Origin of the sequence: Paraburkholderia sp. RL17-337-BIB-A, assembly GCF_046025895.1 — a bacterium.
GTDB classification, from domain to species: Bacteria; Pseudomonadota; Gammaproteobacteria; order Burkholderiales; family Burkholderiaceae; genus Paraburkholderia; species Paraburkholderia fungorum_C.
On record NZ_JARESY010000003.1, the window covers coordinates 503,668 to 528,594 of the forward strand.

Annotated in this window: 23 protein-coding genes and 3 pseudogenes; 7 read left to right on the forward strand and 19 right to left on the reverse strand. The window is 59.2% G+C overall.

Annotated features, from left to right (window positions below):
• Nucleotides 1-2: 2 nt before the first annotated feature.
• The 10 genes from P0D84_RS40200 to P0D84_RS40245 all read right to left on the reverse strand — a co-directional run bounded on the left by P0D84_RS40200 (nt 3) and on the right by P0D84_RS40245 (nt 7,573).
• Nucleotides 3-446, reverse strand: coding sequence for a GPW/gp25 family protein (locus tag P0D84_RS40200; RefSeq protein WP_408347609.1), 444 nt, complete (start codon nt 444-446; stop codon nt 3-5).
• Nucleotides 447-448: 2 nt separating this feature from the next.
• Nucleotides 449-718, reverse strand: coding sequence for a PAAR domain-containing protein (locus P0D84_RS40205; protein ID WP_408347612.1), 270 nt, complete (start codon nt 716-718; stop codon nt 449-451).
• A gap of 67 nt (nt 719-785) precedes the next feature.
• Entirely contained in the window at nt 786-2,552 is a 1,767-nt protein-coding gene (gene vgrG / locus P0D84_RS40210; RefSeq protein ID WP_408347615.1) for a type VI secretion system tip protein VgrG, read from the reverse strand.
• A complete protein-coding gene (locus P0D84_RS40215; protein ID WP_408347618.1) occupies nt 2,545-3,279 on the reverse strand; it encodes a CIS tube protein in 735 nt (244 codons plus the stop codon). The genes vgrG and P0D84_RS40215 overlap by 8 nt, the downstream gene beginning before the upstream one ends.
• Nucleotides 3,279-3,470: a DUF5908 family protein gene (locus P0D84_RS40220; protein ID WP_408347620.1), complete on the reverse strand. Its 192-nt coding sequence runs from the start codon at nt 3,468-3,470 to the stop codon at nt 3,279-3,281. The genes P0D84_RS40215 and P0D84_RS40220 overlap by 1 nt, the downstream gene beginning before the upstream one ends.
• 49 nt (nt 3,471-3,519) lie before the next feature.
• Nucleotides 3,520-3,975: a phage tail protein gene (locus P0D84_RS40225; protein ID WP_408347623.1), complete on the reverse strand. Its 456-nt coding sequence runs from the start codon at nt 3,973-3,975 to the stop codon at nt 3,520-3,522.
• A gap of 5 nt (nt 3,976-3,980) precedes the next feature.
• The gene (locus tag P0D84_RS40230; RefSeq protein ID WP_408347626.1) at nt 3,981-4,430 is read right to left on the reverse strand and encodes a phage tail protein; all 450 of its coding nucleotides are present in this window, start codon (nt 4,428-4,430) and stop codon (nt 3,981-3,983) included.
• A 40-nt stretch (nt 4,431-4,470) separates the two neighbouring features.
• Nucleotides 4,471-5,874 (reverse strand): phage tail sheath family protein, encoded by a 1,404-nt coding sequence (locus tag P0D84_RS40235; protein ID WP_408347629.1) that lies wholly within the window; start codon nt 5,872-5,874, stop codon nt 4,471-4,473.
• A gap of 33 nt (nt 5,875-5,907) precedes the next feature.
• On the reverse strand, nt 5,908-6,927 hold the full coding sequence (locus tag P0D84_RS40240; protein ID WP_408347632.1) for a hypothetical protein: 1,020 nt from the start codon (nt 6,925-6,927) through the stop codon (nt 5,908-5,910).
• A gap of 1 nt (nt 6,928) precedes the next feature.
• Nucleotides 6,929-7,573 carry a Pvc16 family protein gene (locus P0D84_RS40245; protein ID WP_408347635.1) on the reverse strand — a complete coding sequence of 215 codons (645 nt, stop codon included), beginning with the start codon at nt 7,571-7,573 and terminating at the stop codon, nt 6,929-6,931.
• A 965-nt stretch (nt 7,574-8,538) separates the two neighbouring features.
• Here P0D84_RS40245 and P0D84_RS40250 point away from each other — a divergent pair.
• Nucleotides 8,539-9,234 (forward strand): annotated as a pseudogene (locus P0D84_RS40250) (transposase); the annotation flags it as partial.
• A 1,101-nt stretch (nt 9,235-10,335) separates the two neighbouring features.
• Complete coding sequence (locus P0D84_RS40255; protein WP_408347638.1) at nt 10,336-11,070, forward strand: hypothetical protein; 735 nt, start codon at nt 10,336-10,338, stop codon at nt 11,068-11,070.
• A gap of 933 nt (nt 11,071-12,003) precedes the next feature.
• On the opposite strand, the gene P0D84_RS40260 is transcribed toward P0D84_RS40255, so the two are convergent.
• Entirely contained in the window at nt 12,004-12,168 is a 165-nt protein-coding gene (locus tag P0D84_RS40260) for a hypothetical protein (protein ID WP_408347641.1), read from the reverse strand.
• Between the two features lie 228 nt (nt 12,169-12,396).
• Between P0D84_RS40260 and P0D84_RS40265 the strand changes: the two genes are divergently transcribed.
• Nucleotides 12,397-12,744, forward strand: a complete 348-nt coding sequence (locus tag P0D84_RS40265) for a hypothetical protein (RefSeq protein ID WP_408347644.1) — start codon at nt 12,397-12,399, stop codon at nt 12,742-12,744.
• A gap of 129 nt (nt 12,745-12,873) precedes the next feature.
• On the opposite strand, the pseudogene P0D84_RS40270 reads toward P0D84_RS40265, so the two are convergent.
• Nucleotides 12,874-13,104: pseudogene (locus P0D84_RS40270) on the reverse strand (transposase domain-containing protein); the annotation flags it as partial.
• A 99-nt stretch (nt 13,105-13,203) separates the two neighbouring features.
• Entirely contained in the window at nt 13,204-14,199 is a 996-nt protein-coding gene (locus P0D84_RS40275; protein WP_408346597.1) for a tyrosine-type recombinase/integrase, read from the reverse strand.
• 472 nt (nt 14,200-14,671) lie between these two features.
• Between P0D84_RS40275 and P0D84_RS40280 the strand changes: the two genes are divergently transcribed.
• A protein-coding gene (locus P0D84_RS40280; RefSeq protein WP_408335889.1) for an IS3 family transposase occupies nt 14,672-15,840 on the forward strand; the annotation gives its coding sequence in 2 pieces (ribosomal slippage) (nt 14,672-14,936 and nt 14,936-15,840; 1,170 coding nt in all).
• Between the two features lie 417 nt (nt 15,841-16,257).
• On the opposite strand, the gene P0D84_RS40285 is transcribed toward P0D84_RS40280, so the two are convergent.
• From P0D84_RS40285 to P0D84_RS40300, 4 genes and pseudogenes are all read right to left on the reverse strand, one after another.
• A complete protein-coding gene (locus P0D84_RS40285; protein WP_408346591.1) occupies nt 16,258-17,505 on the reverse strand; it encodes a tyrosine-type recombinase/integrase in 1,248 nt (415 codons plus the stop codon).
• Nucleotides 17,506-17,653: 148 nt separating this feature from the next.
• Nucleotides 17,654-19,012 (reverse strand): annotated as a pseudogene (tnpC, locus tag P0D84_RS40290) (IS66 family transposase); the annotation flags it as partial.
• A 30-nt stretch (nt 19,013-19,042) separates the two neighbouring features.
• Nucleotides 19,043-19,399: an IS66 family insertion sequence element accessory protein TnpB gene (gene tnpB / locus P0D84_RS40295; RefSeq protein ID WP_408347650.1), complete on the reverse strand. Its 357-nt coding sequence runs from the start codon at nt 19,397-19,399 to the stop codon at nt 19,043-19,045.
• Nucleotides 19,375-19,938, reverse strand: coding sequence for a transposase (locus tag P0D84_RS40300; RefSeq protein ID WP_408347653.1), 564 nt, complete (start codon nt 19,936-19,938; stop codon nt 19,375-19,377). The genes tnpB and P0D84_RS40300 overlap by 25 nt, the downstream gene beginning before the upstream one ends.
• 443 nt (nt 19,939-20,381) lie before the next feature.
• Here P0D84_RS40300 and P0D84_RS40305 point away from each other — a divergent pair, with 443 nt between their 5' ends.
• The 3 genes from P0D84_RS40305 to P0D84_RS40315 all read left to right on the forward strand — a co-directional run bounded on the left by P0D84_RS40305 (nt 20,382) and on the right by P0D84_RS40315 (nt 21,627).
• Nucleotides 20,382-20,666 (forward strand): type II toxin-antitoxin system Phd/YefM family antitoxin, encoded by a 285-nt coding sequence (locus P0D84_RS40305; protein ID WP_408347656.1) that lies wholly within the window; start codon nt 20,382-20,384, stop codon nt 20,664-20,666.
• A complete protein-coding gene (locus tag P0D84_RS40310) occupies nt 20,666-21,004 on the forward strand; it encodes a type II toxin-antitoxin system RelE/ParE family toxin (protein ID WP_408347659.1) in 339 nt (112 codons plus the stop codon). The genes P0D84_RS40305 and P0D84_RS40310 overlap by 1 nt, the downstream gene beginning before the upstream one ends.
• Nucleotides 21,005-21,357: 353 nt before the next feature.
• Nucleotides 21,358-21,627: a DUF1488 family protein gene (locus P0D84_RS40315; protein WP_408347662.1), complete on the forward strand. Its 270-nt coding sequence runs from the start codon at nt 21,358-21,360 to the stop codon at nt 21,625-21,627.
• Between the two features lie 159 nt (nt 21,628-21,786).
• Here the strand turns inward: P0D84_RS40315 and P0D84_RS40320 are convergent, their stop codons facing one another.
• The gene (locus P0D84_RS40320; protein ID WP_408347665.1) at nt 21,787-23,271 is read right to left on the reverse strand and encodes an ISNCY family transposase; all 1,485 of its coding nucleotides are present in this window, start codon (nt 23,269-23,271) and stop codon (nt 21,787-21,789) included.
• A 196-nt stretch (nt 23,272-23,467) separates the two neighbouring features.
• On the reverse strand, nt 23,468-24,868 hold the full coding sequence (locus tag P0D84_RS40325; protein WP_408347668.1) for an ISNCY family transposase: 1,401 nt from the start codon (nt 24,866-24,868) through the stop codon (nt 23,468-23,470).
• Between the last annotated feature and the right edge of the window lie 59 nt (nt 24,869-24,927).

Genomic DNA, 24,927 nt, shown 5'->3' on the forward strand with positions numbered 1-24,927 from the left:
GCTCAGGTGATGTCGGGCAGCAGGTTGATCGTGGTTGTCAGATTGATGTCGGTCCCTTCCTGGATGTAATACGGATAGACGAAGTTGAAGCGCGAGTTGGTGGTCTTGACGCGGTACTCGACCTGAATCAGCACCACGCCTTCGAGGATGCGGCTGTCGTCGAGCGCGACGCTGTCCAGCGTCACGCGCGGCTCGAAATACAGGATGGCCGACTCGATCTTGTCCTGCATGAGCGTCTTCATGCGCGTATCGAGACTCTCGAACAGCAGCTCGCTCAGGTTGCATCCATAGAGCGGCTGCATGACGCGCTCGCCCGGCGTCGTGCTGAGAAGGATATGCAGGCTCGACGCCACATCGGCTTCGTCCTTGAGCATCGCGACACCGGTCGCGGGGCCGCTGAAGTCGGGCGGAAACGACCAGCCGGTGCCGAGAAACTCCGGGGTCATCGTCATCCTCCGATCAGCACGGTCGGCGCGCCGAGCGATAACACGGCGCCGCCACCGCCGGTCGGGTCGGCCACGCGCGCGGCGGGCAGTCCTCCGATCAGCACCGTCATCGAACCCATCACGATGGCGTCTACCCCGCAGCCGTCGCTCATGCGCGCGGCCGGCAGCCCCGCGATCAGCACCGTCGGTTCCCCCGGCGGCACGATGGGCGCGGGAACGCCGTTGGTCGCCGTGCTGACGATCGTATCGCTCACCCGTGCGGCAAATCCCATGACACCCTCCGAGCGTAGTCCCGCGCGCCCGTGTCCGGTCATCCGGACCACGCGCATCCTTCGAGCCTCAGTTGATCTCCACCACGCCGCCCTTGATGACGGTGGAGGCATCGCCATTGATCCGTGTCTGCGCGCCGGACAGTTCAGCCGAGCCGTTGCCCGATACTTTGAACGCACTCTGCGCGCTCAGATCGGCATTCGCGCCCGACATCGTGATGTCCTTCGCCGCCTTGAAGGTCAGGTCCTTCGCGCTCTCGATGGCGATGCCGTTCTGGTCGAGCGTGATCTTGTTGCCGTTCTGGTCCTGCAGGACGATGCCGTGCGCGTCTTCCGACAAGGTGATCTTGTTGCCGGCCGGCGTTTCGAGCGAGATGAGCTTCTTGCCGTCGTCGAAACTCATCTTCAGCTTCTCGCGGCTGACGTAACCCTTGTGATCGTTGTCGTCGGCGGGCGCTTCGGGCGAGGGCCGCGCGCTACTGTTGCACTGGCCGAGGATGACGGGATAGCGCGGGTCGCCGCCGAGAAAGCCGACGATCACTTCGTCACCGACTTCCGGGCGGAAGAACGTGCCGCGTCCGTTGCCCGCATCGAGCGTGGCGATGCGCGCCCAGACGCCGTCGGCGCTCGTGGAGACGAGCGGCAAGCGGCACTGAATGCGGTCCTCGCCGTCGGGATCGCCGCCGATCTGAGTGATGACCCCTGTCTGAAGCCCCGCAACAGAGGGCAGCAGGCCCGCCGCGGGCATGGGCCGCAGATCGATGGTCTTGGCGAAGGTCTCGGGGCTGAGGCCGAACTGCACGTCGGTCTCCCAGTTGCCGCCAGCAATGCTCTGACGCACGCCGGACACGTAGAGCTTGCCCTGAAAGCGCTCCCCGATACCGTCTATCTGCACGATATCGCCAGGCGCGATGCCCGCGAAGCCCTGACAACGCGCGCGTCCGCGCAGCCGGGCGAGCCGCATGCGCAGCAGCCGCGCGTCGGCCCAGGTCTGAAGCTGGGACTGGTCGATGCCGCCGCCGTGCATGATCTCGTCGGTATCGTCGCCGACGGCGCGCGCGAGGTCAGCCGCGGCGATGTTGCCCGCTGGCGGCGTGGCGGGCTCGCTCGCGTCCGCCGCGACCCGCTCTTGCGACGCCGCTTTCCAGCTCACGGCCCTGATGCCCTTGGTCTGCTCGCGCGCGTCGGTCTCGATATCGAGTTCGAGCACAGTCGAGCCGTAGGTCATCTGCAGCACGGGAGTCGCGTCGGTCTTCGGTCTGGCGATGCTGATCTCGTCGTCGCCCACGATCACGACCTGACCGTTCGCGTCGGCGCGGCACAGCAGGAAATCCCAGTCGGTGGAGTCGTACTGCACCACCTCCTTAAGATCCGGGCGAGTCGCTTCAATATCGCAGGGCAGGGCATGGGCGTCGAGGATGCGCACCATGATGTCGCTGTCCTTCAGATCGGTGAAGTAGGTGCTCTTGCGCGCGGTGGTCGTCTTCACCGCGTTCGCATGGCAGTCCACGCTCAACACGCCGCCATTCTTGCGGACCTTCAGACGCTGCCGGACGATCATGCCCTTGAAGACGGTCTCGTTGTGCGAGCGATAACCAAACTGTATTTCGATCGGCTTGCCGGGCGTGAACATGTCGGCGTTGCTTGCCGCGAAGGTCGCCTTCGCTGCCTCGCCGTCGTCGATCTGAAGCGAGGCCGAGGGGATGCGATTGAGCTCCCGGTTCACCGAAACGGCAAGCACATGCAGCGTGTCGGGCAAGGTCTCGCCGTTCACGAGAATGTTCATGGTGCAGACATCGGGCGTGGCCGGCGTCGGAATCGTGGAGGTGTCAGCCATCGGAAGCGCTCGCTGTCATGACAGTCGTGCTCGTTTTGGCGAGCGGCGGGAAGGTGAGAATCGATCCGGGTTTCAGGCTGCGGAAGTCGGTCAGTCCGTTGCGCGCGGCCACCTGCAGGTAGTACGAAGGGTCGCCGTAGATCAGATAGCAGAGTTGCGGCAGCGTATCGCCGCGCTTGATACGGCGCGCCTGCGTGAGATCAGGCGATTGCTTGTTCTCCTTGGCGGCGCGCTTTTCTTCCTCGATGCTACTTTTGAACGTGACCCTGGCGGTGGCGCGGATCGGCGTGCCGTCGCTCTTGAACAGCTTGTAGTTGATGTCCACGGCCGTCACGCGGCCCTTGAAGATGGAGTTCTCGCCCCACACGAGCTTGAAGTGACGCGGTTCGTGCGAGTCGCCCTGATAATCGATCACGACCTTCCTGAAGCGCAGGAGATCGTCGGCGATGGAATCGCGCGGTTCGCCGTCGATGATGCCGGTGTTATCGAACAGAAACTCGAAGGTGAGGTCGGTCGGCTCGCTGTATTCGTACTTGAGCTGCTTGCCGCTCGTGCCTTGTCCTTGCCCGCCCGGCGAGAACTTGAGCTTGTACGACAGCGTGTAGTTCTCGGGATTAATCAGCGCTTCGAAGGAGTCGTCGGCTTCCGCGACGCCGCCGCTCTCCGCGGCCTTCGAGTCCGCGAAAGCGAGGATCAGCATCTTGCCGTGCTTGCCGGGTATCGCCATCACCGTTCCTTTTTCGCTTGCAGGATGTGCAGCACCTGTTCCACGCATTCCGCGACGAGTTCGTCTTTCGCCGCGCCCTGTGCATCGTGCGACGCGTCATGCGCGCCGCCGTGGCCCGCATTGGCCGAGGTTCCTGGCGGCAGACCCGCGACCGTGACGCGAATGTGCAGCTCCTTGATTTCGATGGGCATGTCCGCTCGTCGTATGAAGATGTCACGCAAGAACCGCGATGCGTCCGGCCTATAGCGAATCCTGCAGGCTGAAATAGCGATACGTCAGTTCCATCGTCTCGATGACCACGGCGCTTTCGCCGGAATTGAAGTCGCTCACCATCCATTTCTTCGGGATGGCGTGCGCGACATTCCAGGTGCGCAGCGGGTCGCCTTTTTCGTTCATCAGCGTCACGTTGATGTCGGTCGGCGTGAACTGCCGATCCACGAACGCCGCCGTGAACCAGTCGATCACGGCCGAGCCCATCAGCATGCCGCGCTTGAGCGTCATGTCCGCATATTTGGTTCGTACCGGCAGTTTGTGCTCGAAGCGGTTCTCGCCGCCTTCCTTGAAACTCTCGTAGTCGTACTCGACCGAGAGACCGGAGACGCTCTGAAAGCGGGCGTCCTCGGTAGCGGCGGGGCCGTTGCCGAGCATGAACTCGACCTTGTAGTAGAAGCTCCACGGAGGGTAGTATTCGCTCATGGCTATCAGCCGTCGATATCGATCGGGCTCAATCCTTCGTGCGCGACCTCGATGGACTCGATCGCGATTTCGTTGGCGTCGGACTTGAGATCGGGCGCGCTGACCTTCGTCGGAAAGCAGCGCGCCGCCTTCCAGGCCGCCACGGGTTCGTGCTTTTCGTTGAGCAGACGGATGATGACATCGCGCCGCGTGTTGGCGCGATCGTCAGCGACTTCCTCGAACCAGATGTTGAAGTCGGTGTCCTTCTCGAACTTGCCACGTTTGAGCACGATGGCCGCGGTCTTCTGCAGACCGGGCATGGCGATCTTGTGAAAGTCCTTGCTGTCGCTATGCCGGTACTCGATCTTCTCGCGCTCCATGACGAGGCCGGTCACTTCGCTGAAGCTAATCATCGCGCCGTTCCAGTCCACCTGGAAATGGAACCGTGGCAGCGGGTAGGGTGTGTTCTGGCTCATGGATCGACTCCCAATTCAGACGTGTGGTGGGCGGGCTGCTTCAGGAGGTCGGCATCAGCTGTACGAACTGCAGGATGATGAACTCGGCCGGACGGACCGGGCACAGGCCGACCGTGACTTTCATGCGGCCTTCGAGGACATCGATCGCCGTCATGGTGGCGCCGAGGCCGACGGACACCACATAGGCATCGGCTGCTTTGGTGCCCATGAGCGCGCCCTGGCGCCATTGCACGTTGAGGAAGTTTTCGATCATGCCCTTCACCTTGACCCAGGTGTTGGCGTCGTTCGGCTCGAAGACGAATTGCATGGCGGCCTTGCTGATCGATTCCTCGACGAAGATGCAAAAACGCCGCACGTTGATATAGCGCCATTCGTTGTCGTTGCCCGCGAGCGTGCGCGCGCCCCATACCAGCGTTCCTTTGCCGGTGAAAGCGCGAATGGCGTTGATCGACAGGCCGGCCGTCGGATCGATATTGAGCGTGCTCTGTATCTGATTGGAGATCGGAATGGTCGGCTGGATCACGTCCGCGATGCTGACGTTGCCGGGCGCTTTCCAGACGCCGCGCGCATTGTCGACCGCGGCATAGATGCCCGCGATGGCGCCCGACGGCGGCAGATTGTTCGGGATCTGGTCGATGGCCGCAATCGCGCGGTTGTAGAGCTGGTTCTTGGTGGCCGGCAGGTCGCTGAGTTTTCCCTTTGTGCCATCGATATCGACTTCCGTATCCTTCGCGTAACTCAGACTGATGAAGGTTTGCAGATTGGGCGCGTAGACCGCACCGTAACTCGCGCTATCCAGCGGCCAGGAACCGCTGCTCCTGAATTTCGAAGCTGCATCCGTTATGTCCGTGGTAGACACGTTCATGGATTGCCCGGCGTCCGCGCCGTGCAGGTCCATGATGGCGAAGCGGTCCTTAAGTGCGAAGCATTGCTGTAGCGTGAACTGGTATAGACCGACGCAGGAGACAAGGTCGAGTGTCTGCGCCTCGGGATAGACGATCAGCGTCGGCTCATCCACCAGGTTCACCGCGGCGAGGCCGTTCTTGAGGTCTGTCGCCGTCATTGCCGCAGCATAGTTGCCCACCGAACAGATGTAGCAGGGGCCGCCGCCATTGTCGAAATACAGCTGGAGCGCATACCACATCAGATGCTTGGTGCGCTTGGCCTCGTCCAGTGCGGCCGTGACCGCGACCGAGCCGTCGGTGCCAGTGGTCATGGTGACCACGATCGCCGTCTCCGGGTCCGCCTGGCCAAACAACATCTGGTACTCGGGCATGGACGTGATACGCGTGGGCTTCATCGTCAAGTTCGGATCCGTCGCCGATTGCGCGGTCTCCGTGTAGCCGATGAAAGCGGGGATGGCTGTCGCGACCGGCGCAACCGACGGAGGGAGCGTCGGAATTTCCTTTACGTAGACGCCTGGTACGGTGATGGTGGTATCCATGAGTTTCCCTTTTAACGCATTGAGGCCGATCGCCTATACGTAGATCTCCGACACGAGCTGAGTGATTCGCGTGCCGCTGTGCTGCGCCTTGACGATGCCGCGCGACGGTTTCTGCCATGCGCCCACACTGCCGCGAAACGTCAGCGGCAAAGGCTCGGGCGAACTCGCTTCGAGCGCGCCCGTTTGCTTGTCGAGGTAAGTCCAGATGGTCGAGCGGTTCTTGAAGCGCACCTGATAAGTCGGCGCCGGCGTCTTCGCGGCGCCCGTGGCATCGACGAAACTAAATGCGTCGTTGTCGGCGCGCATGGCGCTCAACTGGATCACCATGTATGCGTCGTTGGAGATGTCATTCGACAGTTGCACGCCGCGCGCAGGCGCGCCCGTCACGCCCGCCGGCGGCGCGATGACGGGGGCATCGCCCTGATTGACGAAGACGGGCATGGCTTTCGCGTTCGCGTTCAGCTGTTGAGTCGCAGCGCCAGGGTTGTCGCTCGTGAGCTGGGCGAGCGCGGTTCCCGACAGAACGAGCGATTCGACCGGATCGCTTGCATTCGGCGCCGGATATTCTCGCGACAGGAAGAGCGCGTTATTCGCGCCTGAGCCACGCGTGGCACCCGTGAGATTGGACAGGACCGGCACGTTCTCCCGATAGCGATAAGTCGTCCGGTCGGGCGCATGGTCGTCGGGATCGAATACTTCATAGAGCGCTCTCGACTGCAAGGTGAGCGCCGTATAGTCGAACACGCGGGCGTCGGCGACCGACACGCTGAAGTCGAGCTGCGTGTCCGTTGCAAGCGTCGCGGTGGCGGGCACGGTAACGATGAAGCCCAGCGCCGTTTGCACGAAGCGGCCGCGCAAATCATCGATGCGCTTTTGCGTCGATGGCGTGGGCGTCGCAATGAGGAGCGGCCGCACGTCATAGTCCAGAAGACGCTCGGCCTGCACGTCGGCGGCCAGTGCATCGAACAACTTCGCACCGTCGTCGAGCCAGTAGTGATGCAGTAGGCGCACCTCGAACAGGCGCACGTAAGAGCTTGTCGTGCGATCGACCATGTCAGCCCGCTCCCGGGTTCTTCTGATAGGTGTCGTTGTAGACGTGCGTAATGACTCCGGCTTCCGATTGCGTGGCCTTGAACTGCATTTCCAGTAGCCGCAGCGTATAGAGCACGAACGGATACTGCTTTCCTCCGAGCGTGCCCCACAAATGGTTCACTTCTTCCATCGTCGGCGAATAGATTTCGAAGATCAGTTTGAACGTTTCGAGTTGATCGAGCGGATTGTCCGGTGCATTGGTCAACATTGATTCTGGCGCGACGGAGTCCTGGTCGAAGAAGTTCGAAAACTGAAAGAATCTGATGGCGCGCGAAAGCGATAGAAGGGCGTTGGTGTAATTCGTATGCGTGGCGACGAGCAGAATGTGAAAATTCAAAAAGACCGGCGGATTACGATAGATGACGCGCAACGTTGCGTCGTTACGCACTTGATTCGATATGTTCTTGAGCGTCTTCTCCTCACGGATGTTAATCATGGAGAAGCCGAGCACATCGCGCGGAATCGCACCCTGATTGGCCGCGCCATTTCCCACACCCTCGGCAATATTGCCGAGCCTGACCTGAGGCGAGACGGAAGGCAGCCCATAGATCTTGTCTAGGTGCCGTTCAAGTTCGTTCGCGACGATAGTCAAAGCGTGCGAAAGCATTCGCCTGCCTCCTTTCAAGTGCGGAGCGTTCTTACGCTGTCTTTCTTCTTACAGACTATAAGCATGCCGAACTACATAAATCGAACTGCCCACCGGTCGAATGCACTCACTCAGCGACTTCTAACTTATGTGCGGATCAGATGCAAGAAGAACAGGATGAAACCTGGTAGTGCCGATCTCATGACCGGAGAGATTTCGCGTCGGTAAGTCGCGAGTGCCACCTGAATGAAGGTTAGGCAGCGAGCGACGCAAGCGCAAATGGCAATACGGGCGCAAGCCGCCAATCTAACGGCATTTTCGGCCTTGTAGAGGCCGTTCGCAGAGCCAGCAGCAGAGCCGCGTTAAAGATATATAGCGTGCTGTGCGTTCAGGCTCGTCGAAAAAAACGTCTTGCACTAATTCGAAAAGCATCTATAAATGGCGCGAAGGTCCGGATTTATTGGTCTGGAAAACGCGTTATTGTTTAGAGCAATGAGGCCCAGAGCGCGATCGTTCGTTATGAAGCTGGATATGATCGTAGGCCACACCTGTAGCGTTTTGTCAACAGCACAATATTGCCACTGTATGCAGTGTGTCTCGCTCGCGCATTACTTGATGCGGTGAGCGAACCGCTCCATTGCTTTCTCTAAGAGTGGCCCACAAGACATCGCGCAGGCTCGGATATGCGCTGGGAGAGGTGCATCGCCGGGGCTTTGTTCGGATGGGGGGTATTGCGAAGTTTAGGCGGATTGTGTAGAAGCACACCATCATAAAGCCAGTCCAGATCATGCCATACAAAGCCAGGCTGAAACAGGGTGAAGCGCGCAAGCGCAAGAAGCCCGGGTACCGGGTGACTGCGAATGCGCGCGCGTACAACCAGAGTCTGAGAAAGCGCGGCATGATCAGCCTCTATGTTGCCGATGACGATCTGAAGGCGCAGTTTATTAACGCGAAAGTCCGTACGCCCGGCGTGTCGGGGCGCGAGCCACTACACCACCGCGTACATCGAGCTTATCTATACGTTCTACCGGCTGTTCGGCTGGGGCATGCGGCAGATCACCGGGTATATGGAAGACTACCGGGCGACCCGGGGGCTGGACATTCCGGTGCCCAGTTCGGGCCAGCTGTGCGACCGGTTCGCGGCGCTCGAGGTGAGTGTCACGCAGCGCTGCGAGCAACTGGCCAGACGGCTCGCGCGCGGCGAAGCAGTGAGCATGATCGTCGACAGCACGGGGCTGAGCTTCGGGCGTGCGAGTGAGTGGTACGAACAGAAGTACGGCAGGAAGGCGACGCAAACACCGTGGCGCAAGATGCATCTGTCGATCGACGGGGAGATGAACATTTACGCGATCAGCATTGCCACCACAGAAGTATCGGATAGCGAAGGAATGGACGCGGTCCTGCCCGCGGATCTGCCAGTCGAGCGGGTAATCGCGGACGGCGCGTACTACAGCATCGAGCGCACCGAAGCGCTCGCGCGCGCGGGCGTGACGCCTGTCATTCCACCGTCGGCTCACGCCGTCGTGCATGGCAACGACCAGACCCGCTGGCATGATCAGATCGTCAAATACATCGATGAGAAAGGCATCTATGCGTTCCACAAGAAATATGGATTGGCGTACGCGCGCTGGTCGAAGCGCAGATCTCACGCATCAAGCGATGCATTGGCGCCACCCTCCTGACGCAGAAGATCGCGTCGCAGGAGAGCGAAGGCGTGATCATCGCCAACATCATTAACCTGTGGAAGTCGTTTGGGAGGCCCGTTTCCGTCAAAAATCTATAGTTGCGTCCGCAGCATGGGAACTCATACCCATCCGAACAAAGCCACGCGACTCCGGACTTTTCACTTGGTCAATATATCGTGATTTGACGGAAGCACCTTGAACCGGATGAGTCGTCAGTCGCCCACTACCTACTTTTTTGCCGATCACAAACGTGGCTTCGCGCTGCCTAATGACTGTTCGAATATGCTCGCTCTCGCGTAGTTCCTGCAACGGTCGCATGGCTTAATTCGTGTGCACGCGGAAAGATCGTCGGACGCGGCGATAGTCACCGGGGGAAACATCGCTCCTTGAGCGGACACCGCGGGCCAGTGCACCTGCAGCGTCATGTCAGCTACACCATGGTAGGCGAGCAGCGCCCGGCCAATTTGCGATTACTTTCGGACAAGAAATTACTGAAGCTTGCATTTCCTACTCACGCGACTATGGTTTAAAACAATTGCCTTTGAAAAGGCGTCGCGCCACTGACTCGCCCCCCAGGTGAACGGTTTGGGTGATTCTTTGCTGATCTATCTTCTCCGCACCCGACACGTGATCGAACGTTTTTAAACATCTGCCTCTTTAACGATCTTGAACTTTTTTCGAAAAGTGATGATGCCTCACCCGTCTGCTCGTCGGTTAGGAAAAAGCCAGCGTCGAATGATCGGCACAGTACAATGTTCAGGAAGATTGTGCCTGAATGGCGCTCCGCGAATCGCGCGTTTTAATATGTAGTAGTGCTAGTTATGTACATTCGTATGCATCCTTCTGAAGCGCGGCGGGAACAATGTCGACAGAGGTATCTATGCCCATTACATACGCACGATGCGCCATTTCAGTGCTATATCGCCCGGAGCGGCGCCACGCCGTCGGATGAGGGGTGCAAGGTAGCGCCCACGATTGAGGGGAAACGAGAACGTCTAGCAGGGCAAGTGGTCAGCGCTCGAACGCCCAGGCGTGTGATGACTTGTTTCGAAGTCTTGGGCCAACGCCGCCGAACGGCTAGTTCTATAGGAGGGCAACATGGCAAATATCAGGGTTTCAGTGATCAATGCGAGCACGGCTTTGACCGACGACGAGGTGAAGACTGTGCTTCCCGCGCTACAGACTCAGGTTCACCAGCACTTTGCGCCGACATGGGGAATCGACGCAGATCTCACCTTCGTTCCCAAGAAGGCCAAGCCTGCCTTGGGTTCCTGGTGGCTCACAATCCTCGACAACTCGGACCAAGCGGGCGCCCTCGGCTACCACGACGTGACCAACGAGGGGCTTCCGCTCGGTAAGGTCTTCGCCAAGACCGACCAGCAATACAACAGCAAGTGGACAGTGACTGCAAGCCACGAGTTGCTGGAAATGCTCGCAGACCCGGAAATCAACCTCACGGTATTCGTGCAGCCTAGCGCCACGCAGGGCATCCTCTACGCGCATGAAGTCTGCGATGCCTGCGAGGCGGACCAGCTTGGCTATGACATCAACGGAGTAACGGTTTCAGATTTTGTTTTTCCGTCGTGGTTCGAGGCATTCCGCCCGCCGGGAAGCACGCAGTTCGACTACGGAAAGCATCTACAGAAGCCAGTCCCCGCGCTTATGCCCGGTGGTTACATCGGAGCTTTCGACGTGGCATCGGGAGGCGGCTGGAATCAGATCACGGCGCAAGGTCATCCATTAACGTATCAAATGCGTGCCAAGGTGGGAACCCGGAGAGAGCGACGTCGGACGCCGCGTGACCAGTGGCTCAAGAGCGGCGTGGAATTCTGACATACCTATCGGAGGAATTTTGGCGCGGCATTCGCCGCAGCCCCTCCTGCCTTTCGATGAAGGTATTCCCAATCTCAACGCGGAGCACCCAGCAAAATTACTTCGCCACTAGCACGCGACTTGAGGACGCTGTTACACGCAACCTTCTCCGATGACGCGCGCTTTGTGACCGACAGATGTAGCAGCCAAGGGCGCAAAGGGAGACAACGCCAAGGCAGCCTCCGCGTCGCGGGAATTCGTTCGCATGATCTGGCACATTGTCATGGCGGTCATGGCGGTCATGGCCGTAGCGGCGTGCGCGTGCGCATTTGGATAAATGCGTTTGGAAGGATCTTCGCACCACTATGCGGTGCGCCGCCAGTCGAGCCTGCGCCCGCGGGTGCACCACCGGTTGAGTCCGCGCCTTCCGGTGCGCCGCCTGCGTCCCCTGCGGGGCACACTCCATTGCGAAGCGTGCGGAAAACCGCGGGTGGCAAAGTCGAGATGCGGAACGGCAAGGTCGTGAGCCGTCCTTCGTCGCCGCGACCGAGTGGGTCCAGAGGCGTCACAAATGATCACTTTGATGGTTCATTTGCAAGAGATGTTGAACCTGAGCCCGTGTCGCCGCTCGAGCCACCGCCCTTGTACGAGGTGCCCCAGCCACAGGAGATGCCTCACGCGGAACCGGCCTCAACCCCAAAGGCGCCCGCCACGCCCCAGGCAAAAGCCCCAAGCCAGATGAAAGCAGAATTGCCGCCTCTTTCAGGCCGACTGCGCGGGCGAGCCGATGTACCAGAAGAAGGGGAATACGACGAGCATGGATGCTTCTATCTTCCGATTGCAATGCAATTCGGAAGTTATCCATGTCGTGTGGACTGTGCGCGATCGCTCAGCGGGGAGTTGAGGGAATGTCACCAAGCCAGGAGGTGAGTCGGCTGAGTTCGATGCCATGGATCAGTTGAGGAATTTGTACGAAGTCAAGACGGGATACGGCTGGATGAACCGCAAACACTGACGCCGTAGCGGCAATGCATGCGCTTCGGCCGGCGCAATTCGCAGCCGTTCCTTGAGCTGGGCGCGATGACGTGTGACGTTCAACTCCTGTCTGACTGATGCCATGCGCTTCGAACAGCCTCGATCTCGTATGTGATTCACCGTGGGGCATCATATGACACTTGAATGTAAGCAGTGCAAGGCACTGAGTCCGGACGACAAACGGTTCTGCGGGGAGTGCGGTGAGCCGCTGGATCCGGCCTTCGGAAGCATCAGGATCTTGATGAATTCTTTGGTGAATTCTTTGGTGAAGGAGCAGGTGAGGGAGGTGCTGAAGGCTTCAACAATAGCCCATTGTTTGCCGAAATCACCGCTTCCATCTCGCCGGAATACAAGGCGTGGGATTTCAGCAAACGCCGGAGCTTCAATGAACTTCGTCCGGGCATTGCCTACGCGATGCTGGATGGCGGCGAAATCTGGGGCAGCGCATTTTGGGAGATGCGCGAATTGCTCGGGAAAGCCGTCACGGACAAGCTTCTGTTCGATGCGTGGTTCCGGTTTCGTAGCAACGTCGATAAAGATGCTACGGGCGCGGCATTCGTTCGGCAAATAGTTGAGTTAGACCGTTCGAAGAGCAATCCCGCGCATACCGCCCAAATCACAGGGATCTTTGCACGACGGCAGCTGAAGATCACGGAATAGGATGTGATCTGAGCGCGTACACAGTGACGTCGAAATGAAGCTTATGTGTCGTGGTTTCGAGGTATGCGGTCCACGAACGACGCCACTCAGAGGTGCTCTGAGGCGTAAATTGTGTGGTAGGGAGAAGGGTCAGCGGAGATTGGCGGGCATCTTCCACGGCAACAGCGCGTCGTAGTCGTCGACGGTCTTCGCCAGTGGCAGACGTTGGAACAGCCAGGTGAGGTAGCAGTACGGGTCGATGCCGTTGGCTTTTGCTGACTCGACCAGCGAATAAAGATTCGCACTCGCATGTGCGCCAGCAACTGTATCGGCAAACAGGAAGCTTTTGCGTGCGACGACAAACGGGCGAATGGAATTTTCGCAGGGATAATGCCGCCGGTGGAATTATGCCGCGCGCACTGGATTGCCTCACTGCAGATGCCGGCGGCGCTCGGATCGAACGCTTGACGAGCGGCATAATCAAAGCCCCTCGAGGAATGCAAGCAATGAGTCCGGCGGCTGATATCGACCGGGGACTTGCCCGGATCGCGACACATGAGACAGAGCACGTTCCTTGAGTTCCATGTCAGCGTGCAGGTAAATCTGTGTTGACTCGGTAGATTCGTGGCCGAGCCAAAGTGCGATGACACTCAAGTCCACACCTCGTCTTAACAATGTCATTGCAGCGGCGTGGCGTAGCGTGTGTGGCGTGACGTTCTTGAGCTTCAGCGAAGGACAGATCTGCTCTGCGGTCGCGACATGACGCGCAACGAGCCTTTGGAGAGCGTCGGCGCTGAGGCGATTGCCGGTCAGAGCGGGAAACAGCGGATCATCAGGCGCACCGTGTTGTTCCTCGAACCATTCCTTGAGAATCGCGACGACGTCTGGACGCAAAGGCGTACAGCGTGCCTTGCGACCCTTTCCCATGCAGCGAACATGGGCGCCGACTCCCAATTGCAGGTCCCGGTTTCGCAGCGACGTGATTTCGCTGTTGCGAAGGCCGGTCTGGACAGCAAGCAGCAGTAAGGCCCGATCGCGCCGACCGATCCAGGTGCGAACGTCAGGTGACGCTATAAGCGCACTGACCTCGTCATCCTTGAGGAACTCGACGGGGTGATGTTCACAACGCTTTGCCGGCATCGCGAGGACTCGCTGGCAGTGTAATGCGAGCGCCGGCTCATTTAATGCCACGTATTGAAAGAAGGCATGAAGCGCGGAAAGACGCGTATTGCGCGTACGCGGAGTATTGCCTCGGTCACGCTCGAGATGATCGAGAAACCTCGAGAGGAAGCGGACATCAAGGTTCTCCGCCAGCAATGAGGAAGGCGCTCGCTTGAACTGCTCTGAAGCGAACAGAAGCAGTAGGCGAAATGTATCGCGGTAACTCGCGACTGTGTGTGGGCTCGCGCCCAGCTGGCCTAATAGCCGATCGGTAAAGAACCGTTGAAGTAGCGGGGCCAACGTTGGCGTATTCATACCCGGCCTCTCGACACATGAGAGCCTAGCCGCTCGGCGGCCAGGCCAAGCAGTTCCGGAACTCCTTCGACGTACCAGTAGGTGTGCCCCACGTCTACGTGACCAAGGTAAGTGGCCAACTTCGGCAGTTCCAGGCCTACGTCCAAACACCTCGGTACCAATCGATGAGCGTTCGTGTGGCGAAGCTGTGACGGATATCCTGCAATCTGGGACCGTGGCCGACGCGCCCATTCCCAACGTCGACACGCAAGCCGACAGTACGAGAAACCTTCGCGAAGGTACGGCGAACGGATGTTGCATTAAGTCGCCTTCCGCGCTCCGATAGGAAGAAGGCTTCGCTGCGCAATTGCGGAGCGCATTCAATCCTTCGCTGTTGATATCGCTCAAGCGCCAGTCGCGTGGATTCGGAGACTGAGGTAGCCTGACTTTTTAAGACACTCCTTTTTGATAAACTTTATCAATGGGAGCACAGATGACGAAACCAAGAACATACACGCCAGAGCTTCGTGAAGAAGCTGTAAAGCTTGTGCTTGCACAGGGCCTGACGCTGGATGAAGCGGCGAAGCGAATTGCCATTCCGATGGGGACTTTGGCCACGTGGGTCAAAGCAGCCAAGCGTGGCAATGGCGCCGTGACGGCGCCAGGCAGTCGTACGGTTGCCGAATTAGAAGCCGAGGTAGCCAGACTACGTAGGGAACTGGCGGAGACCAAGATGGAGCGAGATATCGTAAAAAAAGCGGCAGCGTATTTTGCGCAGGAGTCGCTGCCAAATACGCGGTCATGAATACGATGCGACTCGATTATCCAATTGCTGTCCTGTGCCGTGCCTTTAAGGTTTCGCGCAGCGGCTTCTATGTCTGGTCTAAAGGTAAGCTGTCTCCACGTGCGCAGGTTGATGAACGCCTGAAAGTCGCCATCAAGGCTGTGCACAAGCAGAGCCGCGAGACCTATGGCACGCGACGCGTGAAGCCTGAGCTTGAGGCACAAGGCTTTATAGCCGGCCGCGACCGCATCGCTCGCCTGCGCCGAGAGCTCAATCTGCGGTGTAAGCAGAAGCGCAAATTCAAAGCCACGACGAATTCGAATCACAACTTGCCTGTCGCCGACAATCTGCTGAACCAGACGTTCGCGCCAACGCGGCCAAACGAAGCCTGGGTGACAGACATCACCTATTGTGCCACCGACGAGGGATGGCTCTACGTCGCCGGTATTAAGGACGTCTTCACCTGTGAGTTGGTTGGATACGCCATGGGTGAGCGCATGACACAAGGACTCACGGCGCAAGCTCTGTGGCGTGCTGTGCGCAACAAACGCCCCGAGAAAGGCCTGATTCATCATTCGGACCGTGGGAGTCAATACTGTGCTCATGACTATCGGAAGCTGGTTGAACAATTCGGCATGCAGGCCTCAATGTCGCGTAAGGGCAATTGCTTTGACAATGCTCCGATGGAAAGCTTCTGGGGCAGTCTAAAAAACGAACTGATACATCACCATCGCTACGCCACGCGTGCCGACGCGAAGGCAGCAATTCAGGAGTACATCGAAAGCTTTTATAACCGCCAACGGCGCCACTCACGCCTAGGCAATGTTCCGCCAGCGTTGTTTGCCGAAGCGTTCAGCAAACAACAACAGGCGGCTTAAGAAAAGAGTGTCTGCTGTTGACAGTACACCTCACCGCACGCAGTCCCGACGGCGAAGACAGTTCCGCTGCCGCACTCATGAGGCGGGTTATCTCGTCGTCCGAGAATATGTACGGCAGTTTGCGACGTCTTCTTCCGGCGATAAGACGTGGAGGTGGCACCTGCGTAAGTGGTTCGCTAGCGCTGAGCCAGCATGCGAATCGCCTTACCATCGTAAGTCGTCGTGCCCATGTGGCATGTTGTACACCCTGAGGTTGCATGGCCCACTGCATGGCCAGCTTTGTGGTGATGAGTCGCGCTCCCTTACGCTCCATGAAGTCGACGAAATATCCGAGCGTTTGTGCGGGCTCCTGATACTTGGTTCCAAACGCACGGCGCAGATCAATGTATTGCTTCAGTGATTCACGAAGAGTGGTCATCACATGTCTCCCGGGACAGGCCAAGGCTTCGCCACGGCACGTAGTGCCTCGCAAGAAACCTTCGTATAGATCGCGGTGGTGTTCTCCGTGCGATGTCGCAACACCTCGGCGATTTGCGAGAGTGATGCCCCATGACGGATCATTTGTGTCGCGAGGCTGTGCCGCAGCAAATGGGCCGCTCCGCGACTTGTTCTCTCGATTCCCGCACGCGCAAGCGCCTGACATACGATCTGGCCGATGGCCCCCGGCCCGGCCAGTTCACCACACGGAGCTTTCTCTCGTAGAAAAACGCGTCGCGATCGACAGATGCCGCGATCCTCACGAAGGTATGCCGCCAGCGCTTCGCCAACATCGGGAAGTAGGGGCAAACATTGCACAGCCCGTCCTTTGCCGTGTATTGTGATCTCACCGGTTCGCCAATGGAGATCGTCAAGCTCAAGTGCCGCAACTTCCCCGGGACGCAAGCCAAGCCGTGCAAGTAAAAGCAGGATTGCGCGATTGCGGCGCCCACTTGACGTAGGCCGATCGGTGGTCGCCAGCATTCGCTCGACCTGTTCAGGCGTAAGAAACGCGGGAATCTCTGCGTGGCGCCAGCGACGTACGGTAGGAACGCAAACTGAGAGATCACGTTCTATGTGACCGTGAATGAAAAGAAATCGGCAAAACGATCGGAGTGCTATAGCGAGCAGGCGCGAATACTCGCTTGAGTGGTTTCTGGCGTGGTCCAGAAGGAAACTTCGGATTGCAGCTGCACTGAACCAGTCCGCCGCATCGACATTGATTCCAACTGCTCGCTCGGAGAGAAATGCCCGGACAAAGGGCGAATAGACACGAACCGAACATTCGGTCAATCCACGATCAGAGCGCAGAAATTGAGTGTAGGCTCGCAACAGTTCGTCGGCGCGAGAATCAACGTTCGCTGATATGGTCGGCGTCGCAAACTCAGTTTGCGTGCGAAGATACCTGAACAGATGCGTCAAAGTGCGCCGTACGAACGACAGCCTGTAGGGTCCGGCGCGGTACAAGCATGACGAGAACACTTCGATGTCTTGGTCTTTGAGAACAGTCATCACGGGCTTCTCGGACCGAATCCATTGCGCGAACGCGGCAATCACTCGCCGTTTCTTACGAAGCGTGGACGGAGCGTAGTCAACCGAACGAAGGTAATTGAGATAGCGTTCGACAAATTCGTCGAACGTATGAGCCGTCGGAACTCCGGCGGCCGGTGGGTGGGTATCTACGGACATGATGCACCTCCTTCTCTGGCGTCAAGCCAGTTAAAGGAGAGCCCAAGAATTATGCCGCGTCAATGCTCGGTCCGAGCGCACACGACGTGGTTTGGGTGCTTCCAGCGCGGCATAATTCGACCGGCGGCATTATGCCTGTCATGCCGCTAGCGGCATGACAGGGATTGTTCGATATAGGCCAGTTGCCGTTCTCGATGTATCGGATCAGCTTGGGCCACTGCCCATGCAGATAGGTTAGCGCCTTGCCGAGTAAGCTTTGCGGCACGACGCCGGGCAACTGTTCAAGCATCAGCTTTTCGATGGCATCGAGCACGCGTGCACTGTATCGTCGTCGCAATCGCTGTCGTCGTTCAGCCGCCCACGTTTCACTGCGCGCCTCCGCCGCGAACAGCTTGCCGATCAGTTTGATGAAGCGTGTGGCGAGCAGATCGGGGGACCGTGCCGCCTTGGGCACGTTATCTTCGGCCTTGACCAGATACCGTCTCGCATGAGCCCAGCATCCGAGGTGCACGAGCTGATACTGTTGTGCGATGCTGTTGTAGGGCTCGTATCCGTCGGTCATCAGAACCGCGCCCTTGCGGATGCCGGCGAACAGTTTGTCGGCCAGCTTCGCGCCGCGACCAGCCGTATAGGCGAAACAGCGGATGGGCGTTCCCGATCCGGTCATTTGCGACCAGAGATAGCTCTTGGTTTGCGGCTTGCGCCCTTCTTCCTTCAGGACCTGGAACGTCGTCTCGTCGCAGTAGATCACGTCAGCATCGAGCAACGCGTCGCGCATCAGGTTGATAACAGGCTGCGTCGCGAGACCGACGCGGACCATGCTCGCTGCGAGCGTGTTCGACGAGATGTCGCCACCGAAGCGTCGCAGCAGGCCCGCCTGGCGATAGATCGGCATGCCAAACTGATACTTGCCGGAGGCGACCCACGCGAGCGCCGATTCCGTCAGCAGTCCACGCGGGATGATGCGCAGTGGCGCCGGCGTGACCTTGATGCCAAGATCGCAGCACGGGCAGGCATACTTGACGCGCTGGTGCTGGATGACGCGAAGCTGTTCGGGGATCACGTCGAGCTGCTCGCTCGTTTCGACGCCGATCTCGACGAGCGCGTGGCCGTCGTGGTTGCAGAAGCGTTCGGCTTCGGCAAGTTCGTGCCGAACGAATTCGCGCGGCAGATTGGGATCGAGCGGTTTGCGATGACCGCGCTTCTTGCGCGTATGCGCGGCGATCGTGGTTTCGGGAGTATCTTCCTGCGCGGGTGTCGCGTTCGTGCCGAGCACTTCGGCTTCGTTGAACAGACCGGGCTGCACAGAAGCTCGCACTTCGCTCTTCGGGCCGAATAGCTCGCGACGGTAAGCACGCAGTCGTTCCTCGGCGAGATCGCGCTCCGCCGTCATGAGGCGCAGTGCACTGCGTAACTCGTCGCGCTCTTTCTGAACGGCACCATGTTCCTCACGCATCGCGAGGAACATCCTGAGTTCGTCGGCGTCAATGGTCACGTTGATCGGCATGCCACTTAGACCGGCACGCCGATAACGTGTTCAACTCACGCGAGCATAATGGCGTTTCCGATGCCGCTGAAGAGCAGCAATGTCGGCACCTTCGAGAAGCCAGTGCAGCAGATTGACGGTCAACGTCACGACTTCGGTTTTGCTGTCAGGCCAGACGAAGCGGTCATTGGCCTCGAGTCTCTTGAGCATGAGCCAGAAACCGTTGTCCTGCCAGCCCAGGATCTTGACGCGATCGCATCGCCGGTTGGTAAAAACGTAGAGCGAGGAATCCATCGGATTCAGGCGCATCGCCTGTTCGACGAGAATCGACAGACTGTTCATTCCGTACCGGAAATCGACGGGATCGCGGTGCAGATACACCTTCAGATTTTCGTCGAACCGGAACACGGCATCCTCCCGAACATCTGGACCACGGTGCTCAGTTCGTCGATGCTCGCTGCACTGAGATCAAGCTCCACGCCATTCGACAGTCGCACATGCAGCGAAAGCGTGATCGGCGCAGTTGCAGTCAACACGAGTGGCAACGGCGGCACCGATGGTGCTGAGACGACCGGCACAAATGCAGAGGGAGACGGTGCGGACAAGAGGTGCTTACGTGAGCCCGCAACGTCGATCGATACGTCATCCACGCCACGACGAAAGTCCTCGTGGGCAATCACGTCGACGGAAGATGACGGTAGATCGCGCTCGCCGGCGCGCGTTTCCTGCGATGCCCATGCGATGCCTTTCTCGCGCTCCATCAGGTACCTTGTGATCCATTTGCGCAGCAGGTTAGCGTTGATCCCGTGCTCCTGTGCCAAACGGGCGACCGACGCGCCTGGTCGCAACGCGGCCTCGATCAGTACGCGCTTGCCTTCCTCGTCATAGCGACGGCGCCCGTCGCGGCTTTGACGAACTACTTTCAACTCTGAGTCTTTGCCAGTCATAGGTGTCCACCTCCAAAATAGGTGGACACCTATGCTCCTCGCTCAGAGCGTCGTTGGGTAGACGCCGAATATGGATCGCTTACGTTTCGAGTGACTGGCGTACGGATTGACAAGCTTAAAGTGATCAATTTTAGTGAGTGAACTATTTAGTTCACATCGTGCGTTGTCGCTGGCTGCTCACTTGTCTGTTGGCTTCGCCACTTGAACCTCTGTGTTCGCCGACCAGCGCGCTGCATCGCCCGCGATGGCGCAACCGGGCGAAGCCGCGTGCGGCGAATTCAGGGCGACGGACAAACGTTGTGAACTGCAGCGTATCTTACGGTGGGCAAATCGACCATCGTGGCGACAAATCGCGAGTGGCCGCTTTCTCAGACAAGCACTTTGCATAAAACCGAATTTAGTCTATATTCGGTCTAAGCGAAGCGACAAACCGAGGATCACACATGCGTCTGGCAGACCACGTAAAGCCAATCAGCTACCTGAAAAGCGATGCAGCGCAGATTGTGAAGGATCTGACGGCTTCCGGCGAGCCGCTGCTCATTACGCAGAACGGTGAAGCCAGGCTCGTCGTTCAGGACGTGCAAAGCTATGAGGACACGCAGCAAACGCTGGCGTTGCTCAAGATTCTGGCCTTGGGTCAGAAAGACATCGAACAGGGGAAATTCAAGGACGCGGATGCGTTTCTCGCGGAGCTCGACGACCTTGACCGGAAGGAACAGATCGGCTGATGGCGCAGACGAAGTTCAAGCTCCTGATACTTGAAGAGGCGCAGGAGGATACGAAGGATCTGCGCCGGTACATTCTCAGGAGTTTCGGTACCGAGACGTGGAACCAGACGTCCAAGCAGCTTGCCCTCACGTTTGGAAACATCAGGCAATTCCCGCAGAGCGGTTACGTTCCAGCGGAGCTTTCAGATTTTGGCGGTCTGAACTTCCGCGAAGCGTTGAGCGGTCAGAACCGGGTTATCTATGAGGTGCGCGGTGACACGATTTACATTCACGTCGTCACCGATACGCGCCGCGATTTACGCACGCTTCTTCAGAAGCGACTACTGCGTTCGCGCTGATAAACACAGGATTGGCTGTGTTTTCAAGGTGCCATGCCGGGGTGCTCGCCCGGGATCGGCCACACGGCGTCTCCCGAGAAAGCTCACCGTCATGACGAATGTCGATTTTCAATATGAGACTACCCGTCAATGCCGGCTGACACGCTACAAAACAAAAACCCGCGTGCAACAAAGGGATTGCGGGAATGTGGGGCGCGCAACAAACGCTCCATGATGGTCTTCGTTCACGGACGCCGGGCGTAGCTGAATCGTTAAATCGTTGACGACCGCGCTGCTTGCAACTTCTGGTAGATTTATCGTTACGCGGCGCAGTACAAATACAAAGACCGCGAATGATCTCGTTGAGGTGCGTCATGGAAGTTCTTGATCGCGCGCCCGTCGTCTCGCCGGACGGACGCACCGTGGTTTTCATCCTGTCGGCCCGCGGCCGCAACGTCGAAGGCGCGGTTGCGCGTGTCGCACTCGAAGAACATTTCTGGCTCTCGCCTGACGCCGACGCGGCACGCACACTCAAGGCATTTGAAAACGGTCGCAACCGCATCGTCGCGGTCACACAAAGAAAGTTACTTGCGCGGCCGGACGAGCCGCTGTGGCTGACCGCCAACGACTTCGTGACCCGGTAACCGACCGTTGACCGAGGATGACGGTCGCGTCCATGTCCGTCTGATAGACACATAAAAAGCACGCTCGTGCTGTCGAGGCCAGATTCAGATGTCCGCTTTCTGGCCAGATAGAAATGTCCGGGTTTAAGGGTTCCGGCTTTGCTTCTCATGGGTTAAAGATCACGCAGTGTCGAAGACACCGTTCTGAATGGGCAGGGCGCTTACGCCTGTTCCACCGTCTCTTGCAGACCGTCGGCCAGGTTTGCGGGGTTGCGGTTGTGCCTGTCTTTGCCGGGCAAGATCCACAATCGTATGTTCGACGTCGGCCTGCGTGAACTCGCGTTGTTTCTTCTTGCCCGTCGAACGACTTTGGCCTTTGGTTGGAGCGCCCAGATGCGTTCGGGAAGGTGCCTTGCCGATGCGCTGGTTATCGCGTTGTGCCTGAATCGCCTGAGAGACCTGAAGCACGTGGCCCAGTCGCTTGTGTTCAACGACGGCGGCCTGATCGATCTCTGCCAGCCGGTCGTACTGCCTGCACGTCAGAACACGGCCGTCCACCCGGAGTTCGATCCGCGCATCCGGGTACTCCCAGACCTCGATATATCGATCAATCAGCTTGCGGTGCTCCGGCGTATCCTCGAGCAGGTACATGACCTTGTCGTATTGCACCGTCAGCGACTTCGTCACTTTGCGCGGCTCGCGCCAGGTGAGCACCAGATCAAGGCTCTCGTCAGCGCGAAGCGGCCTATGTGCGTCGAACTCGCTTCTGGGCGGCCTGGCGAAACGCGCGTTGTAGGCCGCCATGAAGGCAGGCGCGTATGCATTGGCCTGGGCGAGCGTGCTGATGCCACGCAGCCGCAGTTCCTTCACGAGGCGATCCTGCAAAGTCAGATGTGCGCGCTCGACGCGCCCCTTGGCCGGACTGCTGTTCGCGCAGAACGTGTCGATATTCAGTTCGTACATGGCGCGGCCGAAGTGGGTCACGCTATTACCATCCTTGTTCGCCCCAGTCTTGCGAAACACGCTGTACTTGTCGCTGTACAACGCGCCCGGTTTGCCGTGCTGTTCGATGTACGCACGCGTCGCTTCAAAGTAGCTGAACGTCGACTCGGTCTGCGTGAAATGCAGCGCCATCAACCGGCTCGTCGCATCGTCGACGTACACCAGCAGGGCGCACGCCGGCGCCCGATCCTCGAACCACCGGTGATCGCTGCCATCGATCTGCACCAGTTCGCCCAGACACGCACGACGGGCACGTGGCTGGTAGATCTTTGGCGGACGTTGACGGCGCGGCACCCACAGATGGGCATCCATCATCAATTGCCGGAGCGTTTCCTTCGCCAGGCGGATGCCGTGGCATTCACGCAGCTTCTCGCACGCCAGCGTGGGTCCGAAATCGGCGTATCGCTCCCGCACGATCGCCAGCGCCCGCTGGGCCAGCTCGTCGTCCAGTCTCCGGTTCCCGGGCATGCCGCGCTTGCGCGAGACCAGTCCAGCCGCGCCAGCCTCGCGAAACCGCGTCACCAGACGGCGTATCTGCCGCGTCGTCAGTCCGAGACGTTCGGCTGCACGCCACGGCTTGAGCCGTCCGTCCATCACGTCCTGAATGACCTTGAATCGGTCCAATTCCCGCATCGTCATAGTTATCCGTTCTGTCACAGCCATCGAACTCTCCAGCGCCGGAAAAACGGCAGCTGGCTAGCATACGACGGCATCAAAAGCGGACATTTCTATGCGGCTAAAAGCGGACATTATCATCTAGCCGCTACAAGTTCATGTCGAGGCCATTCTGAAATGTCCGGGTTTGGACTTTTTAGAAATGTCCGGTTTTGAAGTTCAGAAATATCTACTTTTAAGGGCTTTAAAGCACCGAGCCAACCCGAGTTCCGGCAGTTCTCAGGATCGCCTCATTCAGCTCTTCACGCGTCAGTTCCCGCTGCTTGCGGGTGCCTACCTTGCGCTCCTTCGGTCGGGGTGCTTCGCCCTGGTTGGTCCGCGATGGCGAGCCCGACGCCCGCCGGTCATCACGCTGCGCCTGGATCACCTGCGCCATCTGCAACGTGTGCCCCAGCCGCTTGTTGTCAACCACCGCCGCCTGGTCAATCTCGGAGAGCCGGTCGTAGCGGACACAGGGCAGGGCAGCACCATTCACCCGGATCTCGATGCGCCCGTCCGGATACTCGAACACGTCCAGATAGTTGTGAATCAGGCTGCGGTTTGCCACCGTGTCTTCAAGCAGATAGATCACCCGGTCGTACTGCACGGTCAGCACCTTCGACACGCGCCGCGGCACGCGACATGTCAGGATCAGGTCAAGATCGTCATCCGTCCGCAGCGGCCGGTGCGCGTCGAACGTGCTCCTGGGCGCCTTGCCAAACCGGCCGTTAAAGTCGGCGATGAAGTGGGGCGCATAAGCGTTGGCCGCCTCCTTCGTGCTGATGCCACGTAGCCGCAACTCCTTCACCAGTCGGTCCTGCAACGTGAGATTGGCGCGCTCGACGCGCCCCTTGGCCTGACTGCTGTTGGCACAGAACGTATCCACATTCAGCTCGTACAGCGCCCGGCCAAACTGCGTCACGCCCTTGCCAGGCGTCACCGAATGGCTGTTGCAGTGAAACACGCTGGCCTTGTCGCTATACAGCGCGACCGGCTTGCCATGCTGTTCCAGGTAGCGGCGCATCGCCTCGAAGTAGCTGAAGGTCGATTCGGTCGCCGTGAAGTGCAGCGCCATCAGCCGGCTGGTCGCATCGTCGATGAATACCAGCAGCGTGCAGGCCGGCGCGCGGTCCTCGAACCAGCGATGATCGCTGCCGTCGATCTGGATCAGCTCGCCCAGGCATGCGCGGCGGTTTCTCGGCTGGTGGAGTTTCGGCGGCCGCTGCCGGCGTGGAATCCATAGCCCGGCATCACGCATCCAGCGCCGTACCGTTTCCTTCGCCAGCGCCAGCCCGTGACATTCACGCAGCTTCTCGCAGGCCAGCGTCGGTCCGAAATCCGCGTAGCGCTCACGCACCAGCGCCATGGCCCGTGCACGCAGATCAACCGGCAGCTCGCGGTTGCTCGGCTGGCCACGCCGCGCCGAAATGAGTCCCGCCGGTCCTGCAGCCTCGTAGCGCCGCACCAGCCGGCTGACCTGACGCTCGCACAGCTGCAGCCGCTCAGCCGCCAGCACGACCGTCAGCCGCCCCTGGACGACCGCCTCGATGATCTTCACACGCTCGAGCTCGTGCATGCTGATCGTGATGAATCCACGTCCGTTCATGGTCGGGCTCCGGGCTGGCTGTGATGCCGCAGCATGCGCTACAGCGGCCGGTCCGGAGC